This window comes from Jezberella sp., from assembly GCF_964834465.1.
This window is the reverse complement of record NZ_CBAZRM010000015.1, coordinates 53409-68186: the sequence shown is the minus strand read 5'-3', so window position 1 is coordinate 68186 and position 14778 is coordinate 53409. Positions and strand designations below refer to the sequence as shown.

General features: G+C 53.3%; 14 protein-coding genes. 5 read left to right on the top strand and 9 right to left on the bottom strand.

Translation table 11 applies throughout. The annotated features are described in order from the left end of the window. Nucleotides 1-40 precede the first annotated feature (40 nt). The 4 genes from AC1W8Y_RS12565 to phnE are packed head-to-tail and all read left to right on the top strand — an operon-like array spanning nucleotide 41 to nucleotide 3450. Nucleotides 41-919: a putative selenate ABC transporter substrate-binding protein gene (locus tag AC1W8Y_RS12565; RefSeq protein ID WP_482014828.1), complete on the top strand. Its 879-nt coding sequence runs from the start codon at nucleotides 41-43 to the stop codon at nucleotides 917-919. Between the two features lie 49 nt (nucleotides 920-968). After that, nucleotides 969-1802, top strand: a complete 834-nt coding sequence (locus tag AC1W8Y_RS12560; RefSeq protein ID WP_482014827.1) for a phosphonate ABC transporter ATP-binding protein — start codon at nucleotides 969-971, stop codon at nucleotides 1800-1802. Between the two features lie 60 nt (nucleotides 1803-1862). Next, a complete protein-coding gene (locus AC1W8Y_RS12555; RefSeq protein WP_482014866.1) occupies nucleotides 1863-2618 on the top strand; it encodes a PhnE/PtxC family ABC transporter permease in 756 nt (251 codons plus the stop codon). A gap of 37 nt (nucleotides 2619-2655) precedes the next feature. Further along, nucleotides 2656-3450 carry a phosphonate ABC transporter, permease protein PhnE gene (gene phnE / locus AC1W8Y_RS12550; RefSeq protein ID WP_482014826.1) on the top strand — a complete coding sequence of 265 codons (795 nt, stop codon included), beginning with the start codon at nucleotides 2656-2658 and terminating at the stop codon, nucleotides 3448-3450. 14 nt (nucleotides 3451-3464) lie between these two features. On the opposite strand, the gene AC1W8Y_RS12545 is transcribed toward phnE, so the two are convergent. The 6 genes from AC1W8Y_RS12545 to AC1W8Y_RS12520 all read right to left on the bottom strand — a co-directional run bounded on the left by AC1W8Y_RS12545 (nucleotide 3465) and on the right by AC1W8Y_RS12520 (nucleotide 10358). After that, the gene (locus AC1W8Y_RS12545) at nucleotides 3465-5027 is read right to left on the bottom strand and encodes a mannitol dehydrogenase family protein (protein WP_482014825.1); all 1563 of its coding nucleotides are present in this window, start codon (nucleotides 5025-5027) and stop codon (nucleotides 3465-3467) included. Nucleotides 5028-5032: 5 nt separating this feature from the next. Beyond that, a complete protein-coding gene (gene manD, locus AC1W8Y_RS12540) occupies nucleotides 5033-6244 on the bottom strand; it encodes a D-mannonate dehydratase ManD (protein WP_482014824.1) in 1212 nt (403 codons plus the stop codon). A gap of 15 nt (nucleotides 6245-6259) precedes the next feature. Continuing rightward, nucleotides 6260-7666, bottom strand: coding sequence for a TRAP transporter large permease (locus tag AC1W8Y_RS12535; RefSeq protein ID WP_482014823.1), 1407 nt, complete (start codon nucleotides 7664-7666; stop codon nucleotides 6260-6262). Between the two features lie 17 nt (nucleotides 7667-7683). After that, the gene (locus tag AC1W8Y_RS12530; RefSeq protein ID WP_482014822.1) at nucleotides 7684-8262 is read right to left on the bottom strand and encodes a TRAP transporter small permease; all 579 of its coding nucleotides are present in this window, start codon (nucleotides 8260-8262) and stop codon (nucleotides 7684-7686) included. Nucleotides 8263-8264: 2 nt separating this feature from the next. Then, nucleotides 8265-9254: a sialic acid TRAP transporter substrate-binding protein SiaP gene (locus AC1W8Y_RS12525; RefSeq protein WP_482014821.1), complete on the bottom strand. Its 990-nt coding sequence runs from the start codon at nucleotides 9252-9254 to the stop codon at nucleotides 8265-8267. A 75-nt stretch (nucleotides 9255-9329) separates the two neighbouring features. Further along, nucleotides 9330-10358: an L-idonate 5-dehydrogenase gene (locus tag AC1W8Y_RS12520; protein WP_482014820.1), complete on the bottom strand. Its 1029-nt coding sequence runs from the start codon at nucleotides 10356-10358 to the stop codon at nucleotides 9330-9332. Nucleotides 10359-10494: 136 nt separating this feature from the next. Here AC1W8Y_RS12520 and AC1W8Y_RS12515 point away from each other — a divergent pair, with 136 nt between their 5' ends. Beyond that, on the top strand, nucleotides 10495-11469 hold the full coding sequence (locus AC1W8Y_RS12515; protein ID WP_482014819.1) for a glycine/sarcosine/betaine reductase selenoprotein B family protein: 975 nt from the start codon (nucleotides 10495-10497) through the stop codon (nucleotides 11467-11469). Between the two features lie 103 nt (nucleotides 11470-11572). Here AC1W8Y_RS12515 and AC1W8Y_RS12510 read toward each other — a convergent pair whose 3' ends face one another. The 3 genes from AC1W8Y_RS12510 to AC1W8Y_RS12500 form a co-directional block, all read right to left on the bottom strand. Then, nucleotides 11573-12364: a sulfite exporter TauE/SafE family protein gene (locus AC1W8Y_RS12510; RefSeq protein WP_482014865.1), complete on the bottom strand. Its 792-nt coding sequence runs from the start codon at nucleotides 12362-12364 to the stop codon at nucleotides 11573-11575. Between the two features lie 82 nt (nucleotides 12365-12446). Beyond that, nucleotides 12447-13952, bottom strand: a complete 1506-nt coding sequence (locus AC1W8Y_RS12505; protein WP_482014818.1) for a glycine betaine ABC transporter substrate-binding protein — start codon at nucleotides 13950-13952, stop codon at nucleotides 12447-12449. A gap of 11 nt (nucleotides 13953-13963) precedes the next feature. After that, on the bottom strand, nucleotides 13964-14752 hold the full coding sequence (locus AC1W8Y_RS12500; RefSeq protein ID WP_482014817.1) for a DeoR/GlpR family DNA-binding transcription regulator: 789 nt from the start codon (nucleotides 14750-14752) through the stop codon (nucleotides 13964-13966). Nucleotides 14753-14778 lie beyond the last annotated feature (26 nt).

Here is a 14778-nt window from a genome sequence, read left to right as displayed (position 1 = left end):
CAGATCTTTACAATCAATTTTCCCACCAGGCGTTCAGGTTTTGGCTACTTTCCTCATATCGATACAAAGACGTTTGGTGAAGCTCGGCGGCGCGTTACTGTTGGCGAGCAGCTTGCTTGGGCTAGCGCAGGCTCAAGCTGTCTTTAAAATCACAGCCATCCCAGATGAGTCTCCGACTGAACTTGCGCGCAAAGCCGAGCCGCTGGTGAAATACCTTGAAAAAGTGTTGGGTATGCCGGTGCAATACATTCCGGTGTCCGATTACGCTGCGTCCGTTGAAGCCCTGGTGAACCAGCAAGTCGATATGGCTTGGTTTGGTGGTTTTACTTTCGTGCAGGCTAATCTGCGTTCAGGTGGCAAAATTATCCCTTTGATTCAACGTCAAGAAGATACGCAATTCAAATCTGTCTTTATTACCTCATCCCCAGATATCCAGTCATTGAAGGATTTGAAAGGCAAGACCCTGAGTTTCGGGTCGCCGTCGAGCACCTCTGGTCACTTGATGCCTAGAAGCTATCTGCTAGCAGCAGGCATCAATCCTGATGTTGACTTAAAGCGGATTGCTTTTTCTGGCGCCCACGATGCGACGATCGCGGCAGTTGCCTCAGGTAAGGTTGACGCAGGCGCGTTGAATATCTCGGTCTGGGAGAAATTCGTCGCGGATAAAAAAGTCGATCCAACCAAGGTGAGGGTTATCTATACAACGCCAGCATTTTTCGACTACAACTGGAGTGTGAACAGCGCGATGCCAGAGGCTCGTCGTCAATTGCTGTCCGATGCTTTTTTAGCTCTCTCGATGGACAAGCCCGAAGGCAAAGAGATCTTGACGGTGCAACGTGCAAGCAAGTTTATCCCGACCGCTGCTGTTAACTATCAGGGGATTGAGGCAGCCGCTCAGAACGCCGGTCTGTTGAAATGATGCAGCTGTTGTGTTCGATCGTTTTCAGGCAAGGGCTTGCCCGAGCGCGATGAAAATCGAGTTAACAGACATTGCATTGACAGCCAAGCGTTCATCGTTCGGGCCGGTCGACATTCTCTCTGCCTTTTCTCTCACCGTTCAAGCGGGTGAAAAACTGGCTGTGATCGGCCCTTCGGGGGCGGGTAAGACCTCACTGCTGAATGTGATTGCCTGTGCGCAGCGACCTAACGGTGGTCGGTTGTTGCTCGACGATGTCGATCCCTGGGCGCTGAGTCGCCGTCAGTTGCAGCGATTGAGAGGTCGTTTGTTTTTAGCGCCGCAGGTGGCACCGTTGGTCCAAAGGCAACGGGTCGTGACATCGGTCCTTGCTGGGCGACTGCCACAGTGGGGTCTGATCCGTAGTTTGGTCAGTCTCTGTTATCCCAGCGATATCGAAGGGGCCCGTCAAGCCTTGAGCCAGTTTGATCTGTCAGAAAAAATATTCGATCGGGTTGACCGCTTATCTGGTGGAGAACGACAACGCGTCGGGCTCGCGCGTGGGCTCTTGTCTGGCGCGCAGCTGCTCTTGGTGGATGAGCCCCTGTCTGCCTTGGATCCGCAGCGCGGCGAGCAGGCCCTGGCTGCGTTGTGCACGACCGCTGAACAGCAGCACGCAACCTTGGTTGTGTCCCTGCATCATGTGGACATGGCGTTGAAGTTTTTCACGCGTATCGTCGGGGTGGCGAAAGGGCAGATTTACTTTGATCTGCCGGTTGCGCAAGTGACACCTGATATTTTGAGCAATTTATATCAGCAGTCAAGGCCTGTTGCCGACCTAGACGACGCTCACTTGGCAAGCGAGGCGCTTGGTTCTGACCTGAGTGGTCGGGTAGGTTGCCGTTAAGTGGCTCGTCTGATCGATCCGGCATGGCGAGGGCGAGTGTCATACCTGTTGCTGGGATTGATGCTTCTTTGGCCGCTGTTGCAACTGACTGAATTTCGGGTCTGGGCTTTATTCAATCCTGAGAGTTTGCGGCAGACTGGGCAGTTTCTCGCCAGCATGTTCCCACCTGACGTGTCTGCCTCGTTTTTGCACCAAGTTTTACGTGAGACGTGGCGCACGATCGCCATGGCAACCGCAGGCATGACCTTCGCGCTGATCGTCGCCGTCCCGTTGACCGTCGTCGCAGTGAGGGTGCTGTCAATCTCTACGCTGTCTGGGCGGATGCATGTGTTACCCCTGTGCATACGCGAGTTGGTGCGAGCTATATTGGTTTTTTTGAGAAGCGTCCCAGAGCTCATTTGGGCATTGATCTTTGTCAGAGTCGTGGGCCTGGGGCCGACAGCGGGTGTATTAGCGATTGGGCTGACCTACGCGGGGATGCTCGGTAAGGTGTATGCCGAAATTTTTGAGAGCGGTGAGACAGTCGCCACCAAAGCGTTACTGCAGCAGGGGGCAGGACGGCTACAAGCCCTGTTTTACGCCTTGTTGCCACAAAACTCGGATGAGCTGATTAGTTACACCGTCTATCGTTTCGAGTGCGCTATTCGCTCATCTGCGGTGCTTGGCTTTGTGGGGGCTGGCGGCTTAGGTCAAATGATGGATGCCTCGTTAAAAATGTTTAACGGTGCCGAGGTTTGCACGATCTTGATGGTTTTTTTACTGTTAGTGAGATGTGCCGATTGGTTGAGTGTTTCGTTGCGTCGAGGCCTTGCTTAGGATGGCTAACGAGCAATCGATGAGGGTGAAAACCGGTATGAGCAACCGTAGACTGCCTCAGACTGCCGTGTTCAAAACAGTCACCGTTCTGCTCATGCTTGTGGCGCTTGTCGTGGCAAGTTTCGTGACCCTGGATCTGCAACTCAGTGCCTTTTTAAAACCTAACACGCGAGCGGTGATCCGCCAATTTTTAGATGAACTGTTGAGACCAAACTGGTCAGTTGTTTTTTGGCGAAAGCTCATGCCGGCGGCGCTTGAAACTTTTGCCATGTCAGTGGTCGGTACCCTGATTGCCGTGGTCTTTGGGCTCTGCTTGGCCATCCCGGCAAGCCACCGGAGGGCGAGTCGTTTTAATCTGCTGTCACACATGGCAAATTGGTTTTTAAGTGCGTTACGAAGCGTGCCAGAATTGATGTGGGCTGTCGTATTGTTGATTTCAGCGGGTTTGGGGCCGCTGTCAGGCACGCTGGCGCTGGCTATTCACACCACCGGCGTGCTCGGTCGAATCTTTGCAGAAGCCTTTGAGAATGCGCCCAAAGAAAGTGCATGGGCGTTGGGCGTGAGGGGGGTGAGCCCCGCAAAGATATTCTTTTATGTTCAGTTGCCTCAGGTTGCGCCACAACTGGTTAGTTACAGTCTGTATCGGTGGGAAAACAACATTCGTGCAGCGGCGGTGTTGGGGGTTGTCGGCGCCGGAGGCCTAGGGCAAATGCTTGCCTATTACCTGAGCTTATTTAAAATGGCCGAAACCAGTTCTGTCCTGTTGGTCATGATTGCCATGGTGCTGCTGGTTGATCTGCTGAGCGCGTTGGTTCGACGCAAGATGGCTTGACACGAGCGCGTCACTCAAATAGAGCGAAGCGTTTGCACGACACCTTCAGTATTTAGCAGATACAGAAAGTGACCAATCTGTTCGACGAAATCGTCAGTGAGTAAATGACGATGTTGACCGAACACAGGGGCAACCTGAACCAAAGCCTGCGCACGGGTGTGGCACGTTTGTCTATCTCGATCAAGAGCGGCGTCGACGACTAATTGCACCTTGAGTTGATCTGACAAGGGGTCATTGATGTCGTAGCGGTTGTCAGCTTCGTCGTATCCCTGTAGATAGCGTAGCCAGGCAGCGAGGCACAAAGCCAGTAATTTGACATCCCCTTTGCGATTCACTTGATCCGCTAGCGTACCAAGCCAGCGCTGAGGGATTTTCTGAGAGCCATCCATGGCGACCTGTTGCGTACGATGTGCTAGGGCAGGATTAACAAAGCGATCAAGCAAGCGGGTTCGATAAGTCACGACATCGAGGCCTGGCAGGCCAGACAGTGTTGGTTCAACCTCATCACGTAAAAGGGATTCAACGCAGCGACGCAGCTCAGGTTGTTTAAGTGCGGTGTCGATGGTTTGCCACCCAGCCACGGCACCTAAGTAAGCGATACAAGAGTGCGCCCCATTGACCATCCGCAGTTTGAGCGTTTCCCAAGGGGCCGCGGTTTCAACAAACCGGGCGCCACCGACCATCCAAGCCGGACGACCGGCGGCAAATTTATCTTCAATGGCCCAATCGAGAAAAGGTTCGGCCATGACGGGCCACGCATCAAGCTGCCCGAGAGACTGACAGACTTGAGCTTTGTCCGACGGGGTCGTTCGAGGCACAATCCTGTCAACCATTGAGCAAGGGAAGGTACAGGTTTGTTCGATCCAGTCACAGAGTTCATGATCGACGAGCTGCGCAAAGGACAGTATCAGGTTTTTCAGCAGGTGGCCATTTGAAGGCAGATTGTCCAGCGACATCAGCGTCACAGGGCTGCGTGATTGTTCTTTGCGCAGCTTCAACCCTCGCACGATGAATCCGATGGCGGTCTTTGGCAACTCGGGTTGCGCAAGGTCATGCTGAACGTCAGGATGGTCGATTTGCAACGCGCCGGTCGACGGCAGATGGTAGTAGCCCTTCTCAGTAATGGTTAGGCTGACAATTCTGGTCTCTGGGTGGGCGATTTGATGAATGACCGCTGGCGGATCCTCTGGCGCGACCAGCACCAGCTTGACGCAACCGATAACGTGTAAAACTTGCCTAGGTTCGCCCTCGCCATCTGCGTCTCGTAGGGCAAGGGTATACAAGCCCGCCTGAGGGGCAAGTGCATCGCGGGTATCCGCTTGCCTCAGTGATACACCAACAATCCCCCAGTCAAGGGCATCGCCCGCGAGTTGCCGATGGTTATCCACACCGAATGCTTGGCTGTTAATAAAGGCGTCATTGATCGGGGCGAGATGCGCGCGCATGAAAGCACCTATCCCCAAATGAACGATACCTGTTTTGAGTTGCTCGCGATCGTAGTGAAACCGTTTGATCGTGTCGGGCAACAGGCTCAGATGGTGTGGATGTAGCTGTAACTGTGGCAAGTTCACTGTCATGCGTCTTACCAGTTGGTGAGCGTGCCGTCGTGTTGTAAGCGATTGACCGGCAGGTACGCTCGCTGGTAGGGGTACTTCGCCGCGAGTTGTTCATCAATATCGACCCCGTGGCCCGGCACATCACCCGGGTACATGAACCCGCGATCAAACGTGTAGGCATGTGGGAAAACCGCGTCGGTCTCTGCGGTGTGTGGCATGTGTTCCTGAATACCAAAATTTGGTACCCAGAGATCAAAATGCAGGGCGGCACCCATACAGACAGGCGACAAATCCGTGGCGCCATGCGAACCGGTCTTGATTTGATAGAGTGCCGCCAGATCAGCGATTCGCCTGAGATGGGTGATCCCACCGGCATGGACAATCGTGGTCCGGATGTAGTCAATCAATTGCTGTTGGATCAGGTCTTTGCAATCCCAGATGGTATTGAAGACTTCTCCCACGGCCAGCGGGGTCGTTGTGTGGGTTCTGATCAACTTAAACGCGTCCTGATGCTCAGCAGGGGTGGGGTCTTCGAGCCAAAAAAGCCGGTAGGGCTCCAGGTCTTTGCCCAGTCGTGCTGCTTCGATAGGGGTGAGTCGGTGGTGGGCGTCGTGAAGCAAATGATGATCCCAGCCAAGGTGCTTGCGAACCGCCTCAAACAACAATGGCGTGTGTTTCAAGTACTTCTCGGTAGACCAGTCGTGCTCTGAGGGTAAGTCAGCATCCGCCGGTTCATAAAAGGTGGATCCCTTGCCGACGCCGTAGACCTTCTCTAAGCCAGGGACGCCACTTTGTGCCCGAATCGCTGTATAGCCCAACTCGGCGTGACGAATCACCTCGTCGACGGTTTGTTCAATGTCGCGACCGTTGGCATGGCAGTAGACCATGATCTTGCTGCGACTCTTGCCGCCGAGTAGTTGATAGAGCGGCATATTGGCCGCTTTTGCTTTGATATCCCACAGCGCAGTATCCACTGCGGCGATGGCTGACATGGTGACGGGGCCTCTGCGCCAATAAGCACCCTTGTAAAGATATTGCCAGATATCCTCGATCTGGTGAGGGTCGCGTCCGATCAGACAGGGGATGACGTGATCTTGCAGATAACTGGCAACGGCAAGTTCTCGACCGTTCAGGGTCGCGTCCCCCAGGCCTGTCAAACCTTCGTCCGTTTCTATTTTCAACGTGACGAAGTTGCGGCCCGGGCTGCAGATGATGACGCGCGCAGCAGTGATTTTCATATCGGCGCTACCAGCTTACTTAATCATGTCAAAGTGCTGTGGTAACCACAGCGTAATTGACGGAATGTAAGTGATTGCGATCAGCGCAAGCATCAAGGGAATTAGCCAAGGCAAGATGGCAATCGTGGTGCGTTCGACAGAGAGCTTGGATATCCTGGCGAGTACAAACAGCACCATACCCAGCGGGGGGTGTAGCAAACCCACCATGAGATTCAAGGTCATGATCAAGCCGAAATGAACCGGGTCAATCCCCAGTTTAAGCACCAGCGGCAGCAGAATAGGGACGAGAATCGTGATGGCCGCCGTCGTGTCGATAAAACATCCGACAAACAGAATCAGCAAGTTCGCCAACAACAAAAAGACCCATTTTTCTGACGTAATCGACAAAATCCAGTTGGTTAAAGCCTGCGCAGCCTGGGTTGTTGTCAGCAGCCACGCAAAGATAGAGGCAGCGGTGACGATAAACAAAACGGAAGCTGTGGTTTCGATCGTGTCAAAACTGGCTTTGATCAGACTCTTTAGCGTCATGGATCGATACCGCACGAGGCCGAGAAACAAAGCCCAGATCACGGCCGCCACGGCAGCTTCTGTCGGCGTAAACCAGCCCATGGTCATCCCGCCAATCAAAATAACGGGTGTCATCAATGCCATGACGGCAGAGAAATTGAATTTCCAATCAAGAGCCAGCAAGAGCACAAAGGCACCCAGGGTAGCGATGTTGGGGGATACCCCGCTGCCAACCAATAGCCAGACACCGAGTGGGAAGGCAAGGACAATCAAAATCTCTAGCGTTGCACCGCCCAGACGCTTCCAGTCAAAGGCAACATCACTGCCCCAATGGTTCTTGCGAGCAAAGTAGGCGACAGTCAACATCATGAGAACGGTCATGAATACGCCTGGGACGATGCCTGCGACGAACAAGGCGCCAATCGAGACGTTTGCCATCATGCCGTAGATAACAAAGGGCAACGAGGGTGGGATGATGGGGCCGAGTGTGGCGGATGCAGCGGTCACACCGACCGCGAATTCTGTGTCGTAACCGTGATCCTGCATCGCTTTGATTTCGATGGATCCGAGCCCGGCCGCATCAGCGATGGCAGTGCCCGACATGCCTGAAAAAATGACTGAACCGATAATATTGACGTGCCCGAGCCCGCCGCGCATCCAGCCGACCAGCGCAACGGCGAAGTCATAAATTCGTCCGGTGATGCCGGCAATATTCATGAGGTTGCCAGCAAGAATGAAGAAAGGCACCGCGAGCAGCGGAAACGACTCGATCCCTGAAATCATTCGCTGAGCGACAACCACGTCCGGCACTGATCCTGAAACAAAAATGTACAGTAGCGACGACCCTGCCATGGCAACTGCCACCGGCAAGCCAATCACCATTAAAACCAGAAAAGAAATAATCAAAATAAACATTTAGGTATCCAGTGAACTCAATCGTATGCTTCAGGTCTTTCAAGGGCCGAGTAACCCTGTCGAAGATGCAGCACGCTCACCTGAAGTGACCGGACTGCCATGAAGAACATGCCAACAAACGCGATCCAATAGACATGGCTCTTGCTCCAGCTAATGGTGGTCATTGGTTCGCCATCCATGGCTAGCGCATAGCGTGCAAAGAGCCAAGAGACGTAGCCAAAAAATACGATACAAATGATATCGGTCAGCGTGGCTACCACCCGGCCCAAGGTGCCGGGCAGATATCGGTAGATGAAATTGACTTGAATGTGACGACTTCTACGAACGCAAGCCGCTGCACCAATAAAGACAACGGGCATTAGGCAGTAAACGGCTAGCTCTTCTGTCCAGGCGACCGAGTCGTTCATCACGTAGCGTGTGAAAAATTGCACACAAACTAAGACCGTCATGACCCAGAAGAAGGCCAGACAAATCCAGTCCTCTACCGAGTAGCCGGATAGATCGACCTCGTGATGATCTGCTTCAGCAAAGCTTGCAACGATCTCGCTGGCACTCACCGTGTGAGGGCCAGTTTTGGTTGTTTCAACGGTCGTCATTTTTATTTCACTGCCTGAATGCGGTCCCAGTCAGCTTTGTTATAGCCGTACTGCTCGAAAGGTACCTTTTTCAGCACGTTGTCGCGAAAGTCGTTGGTATCGACAGCAACCACGTTGATCCCTTTTGCTTTGAAAATGTCGACGAGCTCTTTTTCGCGAGCGGCCACCTCCTTAGACGCTTTCGCGGCAGCCTCTTGCATCACTTCCGTGAACATCTTTCTATCGGCTTCGCTTAACTTCTTCCAGGTGCTGCTTGAGACGATGGTGTTCAGGTGATCAACAATATGACCTGTCAACACAATATTTTTTTGTACCTCGTAAAACTTTTTTGCCTCAATGGTGGTCAGTGGGTTTTCTTGTGCTTCGACTGTGCCGTTCTGCAGGGCGAGGTAAACTTCGGCAAAGGCAATGGGTGAGGTATTTGCGCCGCAAGCCCTTGGCATTGCCAGATAAGCGGGCACGTCTGGCACCCGGATCTTCAGCCCCTTCATGTCTGCGCAACTCGTGATTGGCTTATTGCTGGTGGTGTGACGAACACCGTAATAGGTGGTGGCGACGATCGTGTTGCCCGTTTTGTCTTCGTAGCCTTTGTTGAGCTCTTTGTAGATATCGCTTTTGGTATACGCCAGCAGATGATCAACGCCTCTAAAGGTGTACGGGTAATACGTCACCCCAATGCGTGGGAACGACTTGGCCGCGAAACTCGACCCAGAAATGATGATATCCACGGTGCCAAGCGACAAGCCTTGATTGATATCGTTTTCTTTGCCCAGTTGTGATGAAGGATAAACGTCAATTTGATATTTGCCGTTTGAGCGCTTTTTAATTTCTTCTGCCGCCCACACCGATGAGGTGTGGAACGGCTCGCTTGGCTCGTAGACATGCGCCCATTTAAGTTTGATTGGGTCAGCGTGAGCGGGTAACACGGTAGCAATTGTCGATCCCGCGAGTAGCATCGCAGCGAAAGCAATTCTCAATGGTTTGACTGACATGTTTTTTCTCCTGAAGAAGTGGCTGGCAAGGGTTTGATTCGTGATTAGGTATGAGGGTCTGGGTTTTAGGTGAGGCTAGTCAAGCGTGATCTGAACTTTGGTACTCTGTTGTCGATCCAGTGCCAAATCGAAGGCTCGTTTAGATTGAGCTAATGGCAATTGCGCGCTGATGATTGGTCTTACGTCAGCGCGTCGGGTACGGATGACCGCAACGGCCCAGTCAAAGGCTTCTAGCGCACGAAACGCACCAACATAGTCGAGCTCGCGTGACATGATCTGATTGGCTGGGAATGCTATTTCGGGGGGCAGCGTACCAACCTGCACGATTCGCCCACCACGCTTTGCCGCGGTCAAGCAGGTCGTGACCGCAGAGGGATGACCTGCCGCTTCGATACAGACATCGGCGAGATCGGTGAGGTCGCTGGTGGGGATAAGGTCGGATCGAATGCACAGGTCTGCACCCACTTGCTTGGCAATGGATAACGCTCGGTCGTGCACATCGCAGACAATAATGTTCGCAGCACCTGCGATCCGTGCGGCAATGGTCGCCATACAGCCAATCGTGCCACCACCGGTAATCAGAACGGTTTTGCCCAAGACTGACCCGGCACGATGAATGGCATGGAGACCAATCGACAGTGGTTCAGCGCAGGCAATTTCACCCAGAGAGATCTCTGACTCGGTGATCGGTGTGAGTTGCTGTTGACCCACGGTAAAGTGCTCGCGAAACAATCCGGGCAAATGCGGGAAGATCGCCGCGCTGCCAAGAAACACCATGTGATTGCAGAGGTTGCCGCGGCCCGCTTTGCAATAGTCGCAGCTGCCGCAAGGGTGCGACGGGTTCACGGCGACCTTGTCACCGACCCTCACTCGGGTTACCCCGGCACCCGTGGCTGCCACAGTCCCGGATGCTTCATGCCCCGGCACAAAAGGGGCTCGAATGGCAAATATGCCTGCACGACCGTGTTCGTAGTAATGAAGATCTGAGCCGCAGATGCCGCCCGCACCAAGGCGGACAAGCACTTCACCCTCCTTTGGCTGAGTGAGTTCATAATCCGTCATTCTTAAGTCCAGAGGACCGAAGAGCGTGCAGGCAATACTCATGAATGTCTCTTGAAATTGTTCTAATTGGTCTGACCAATTTCGATACTAAACCGGTAGAAAGATTCCTCGATATTAGGGACTACCCTGCCCATCTTTTGCGCTAGACTGACACGTACGCAAACTGGATCTCATTAGGATGACAGACACCTCCAAATCCCAAGCGACAACGGCCGACGAATGGCTAGGGTTTGCCAGCGAAGATGATCAACCCATTCGCTACTTACAGCGAACGCGTGACTGGTATCTGGGATTGGGTTATGACAATCCTTATCGATGGGCGCACTTTGCTGACGTGCCTTTTACTCCGTTGGCCAAAGCACTCACAGACAGTTGTGTGGCGCTGGTGACGACGGCGGCGCCCTATCAGGCCGGTAAGGGGGATCAAGGGCCAGGTGCGGCCTACAACGCGGCTGCCAAGTTTTATACCGTCTATGCTGGTGACACGACAAAAGATCATGATCTTCGCGTGTCCCATGTGGCGATTGATCGAAAGCACACCAGCATGAAAGACAGCAATACTTGGTTCGCGCTGCCGATGCTCAGAGAGTTGGCGCGAGAAAAAGTCATTGGTCGTGTGGCGCCAAATTTTTATGGGGTGCCAACCAATCGTAGCCAACGTCACACCCTCGACGTTGATGCCCCAGAAGTGTTGAAGCGGTGCCGAGAAGACGGGGTAGAGGCCGCTGTGCTGATACCCAATTGCCCTGTGTGCCATCAGACCTTGAGCTTGGTGGCACGGTATCTGGAAGCTAACGGCATACCCACGGTGATCATGGGTTGCGCTAAGGACATCGTCGAGTACTGCGGGGTGCCAAGATTGCTGTTTAGCGATTTCCCCCTGGGTAATGCGGCTGGCAGACCTGATGATGCGTCATCTCAACGATTGACTTTATCACTTGCGCTGAGGGTTCTTGAGGCAGCGCCCAGCGCCCGCACGACGGTACAGTCTCCCCTTCGTTGGTCAGACTCGCACGAATGGAAGTTGGACTACTCAAATATTGAACGTGTCACACCGCAAGCGCTGATCGCCCTCAAACAAGAGTTCGATCGAGGCAAAGCAGTTGCTGCAAGTTTGCGTCAGCAGCAGACGGGGTCGGCATTCATTGACTAATGCAAGACAGAGCGCATGGCGAAATGGAATGAAGGCATCAGAATTGAGGATACGTCGCCCCGCCCCGGGGGCTTTGCCTGGCAGGCACTTAACCGCTAACGTTTTAGGCAAATACGAGCTTGGTGCTCACCCACGCCAGTATCAGCGAAATCAGCCCGCGGATGAGGCGATCTGGTGCTTTGTGAGCGAGGCGAGAACCCAACCAGATACCGGGCAAAGAACCTGCCAGCAGGGACGCCAGCAGATATCCATCGACTGAGCCTAGCGACGCATGACCGATACCTGCGATCATGGTCAGCGGGACAGCGTAGGCAATGTCTGCCGCAATGATGCTTGCCAAGGGTAAACGGGGGTACAAAATCATCAAGACGGTCACCCCGATTGCCCCAGCGCCCACCGAGGTGAGGGTCACGAGACTGCCGATCAGTGCACCGAATAAAATAGGCAAGAGCCAATGGCGCGGTTTTGCTGCCTCGATGAGATCGACCGCGGTGGTTGCAGGCTGCAATTGTTTGCCGCGAATCGCTTTGTAGAACATCGCACAGGCTGTCAACAACAGTGCGATCCCCAGGCTCGACGTCATCACGCGTTGTACCTCTGGGGTTGACGGCCCTACCTTGTGCAAGATGAGTACCGTGATGAGAGCCGCCGGAATGCTACCCGCACAAAGTGATGCGACAGGTCGCCAAGGCACCATGCCACGCAGTGACAAACTAAACGTGCCCCCCGCTTTGGTGAATGCGGCAAAGAGCAAATCGGTGCCAACGGCCAGATAGGGTTTGATGCCAAAGAAAAAAATCAGCAAAGGCGTCATCAGCGAACCGCCACCCACCCCGGTGAGACCGACGGTCAGTCCGACAACAAATCCTGCGATCACAAAGCCATAGTTTTCCATGTACTCAATGTAAGACTTCATCCCAATAAAACAAAAGATTTGTTTGTTTGACTGATATGTCTTTGAGAAATATGGCGCAGGACTAAAAACGCTTTTTGTTGAATGCTTCGAATGAAAATTGAATGATGAGCGCCAACGCAGCTGAGGGGATGGCGCCAGCCAGCAGTAACTCGTTGTTATTCAGTGCTAGGCCTTGAGCAATCCGGTCGCCGAAGCCCCCAGCACCCACGAAGGCTGCAATGGTGGCAGTGCCCACACTGAAGACGGCTGCAATTTGAATCCCACCCAGAATCACCGTTTTGGCGATGGGTAATTCGATCAGGACAAGTCTGTCAAAAGGGGTGAGTGCGAGTGCGGTGGCCGCCTCGCGCAGACCTGGGGAAATTTCTTTGAGACCAGCATGCGTATTTTGTACGATAGGCAATAAGGCATACAAAAACAATGCAGTGATGGCGGGTATCGTACCAATCAGGCTAAATGCAGAGATTAAGAACGCCAACATGGCGAGCGAAGGGATTGTCTGGATAATATTGCAAACAGCAAGCACCCAGCGCCCGGTGACCGGTTTGTAGAAGCAAAGTACCCCAGTCGGCAATCCGACAGCAGTCGCCAATGCAACCGACACCAGAACCAGCAAGCAATGCTGTATCCCTAAATGCCAAAAGTCATCACCAAATAAGACGTGCAAAAAAGAGCTGTTTGCTGATGTGGTTTGCTCTTTCGACAAAAATTGATGGGCAGCGACCTCAAATGTTGCGCCCTTGATTTCCACGGATGTGTTGAGGGCTAACATTTGTTGCTGTGAGATGGTGTTCTCAAGGCTCGCGAGCGTTTTCCAGGCCGCGGGAAATTTCTTTGGGACGTCCGCTCGATAAAGCAAGACTGCCTCATAGGAAGGGAAGAAGTGTCGATCATCCTCGAGCACTTTCAAGTCATAGCGGATCAGTTTCGAATCTGTACCGTAAGCATCCACGATATCTATTTGCCCGGAGGCGATCGCCTCATAGGCCAAGCCATGATCTAATCCGCGCGCAGACAGCTTATCCAGTTGATAGGCTTTGGTCAGGCCCTTCCACCCATCTTCTCGACCAATAAACTCGTGAGAGAGCCCCACGACTAGGTCCGGATGTTGAGCAAGATCTGATATTTTTTGGATGCCTCGCTGATTGGCTTGTTCACGCCTCATCGCGAGGACGTATGAGTTATCAAATCCCAAGGGGATACCAGCCTGCAAGCCAAGCGGCAGAAGGCGGGCATTCATTGCTTTAAGCGACAACGCCTCGTCGGTTTTTAAAATCTCGCGGCTGATTGTGCCGGTGTATTCGGGGTAAAGATCGATCTCTGCGCTGCGCAAGGCGGCAAGCAAAATACCCGTGTTACCCAACCCTGACTTGAGAATAATACGATCGTGTCCGGCTCGCTTGAGTTGCTGACTGATCAGCTCGCCCAAAATGTAGGCCTCAGTAAAGCGTTTGGATCCAATCACGAGGCTTGGTTTGGCTGGCTCACTTGACCAGACGGGCCTCAGCACAAGGGTGCACAGAATCAGCGCAAAGAGCAAGGGTGGCAACCGCAGCACAAGAGTCATCCGGCACTTGTTCATTGGTCGAATACAGATTGGTCGGATGCAGCGATGTCGCATTGCAATCCTGTATCGGCAAATAGCTGTGCGAAGGGGGTTGGTGGGGTTTGGTCGGTGAACAGTCGATTGAGCTCTCTGACATGTCCCAGTTCAACCATGGCGGGCCGGTTGAATTTGCTGCTATCTGCGGCAAGCCAAACCTGCCGAGAGTGTTTGATGATCGCCCGTGAGACCTTGACCTCTCGATAATCGTAATCGCGCAGTGTGCCGTCGGCTTCAATGGCAGAAATGCCAATCAATCCAATGTCCACTTTGAATTGTTTGATGAATTCGACGGTTGCCTCGCCCACGATGCCGCGATCACGCGACCGGACGACACCCCCGGCGACGATGACTTCGCAATCGGCGTTGTCAGACAGAATGGCGGCGACATTGAGGTTGTTGGTGATGATTCTCAGTCCTTTACGATTCAGTAGTTCACGCGCAATGGCCTCTGTCGTCGTGCCAATATTCAGAATTAACGAGCAACCATCAGGGATAGCCTTGGCGACTGCGCGAGCGATCCTTTGCTTGGCTTGATCGTTGAGCGTTTGGCGTTGCCGATAGGCGATGTTTTCAGTGCTCGAACTAGGCGGTCTGACCCCACCGTGAAAGCGCACTAGAAACCCTGCATTGGAGAGCTGCTTAAGATCCCGTCTCACGGTTTGCAAGGTAACCCCAAACCGGGCAGCCAGTGCTTCGACGGTCACTGTACCGAGGGCTCGTACCGCCTCGATCAATGCTAATTGTCTAGGATTAGGCGTCATCGCTGTTTGAGAGAAATCGGTCAAAA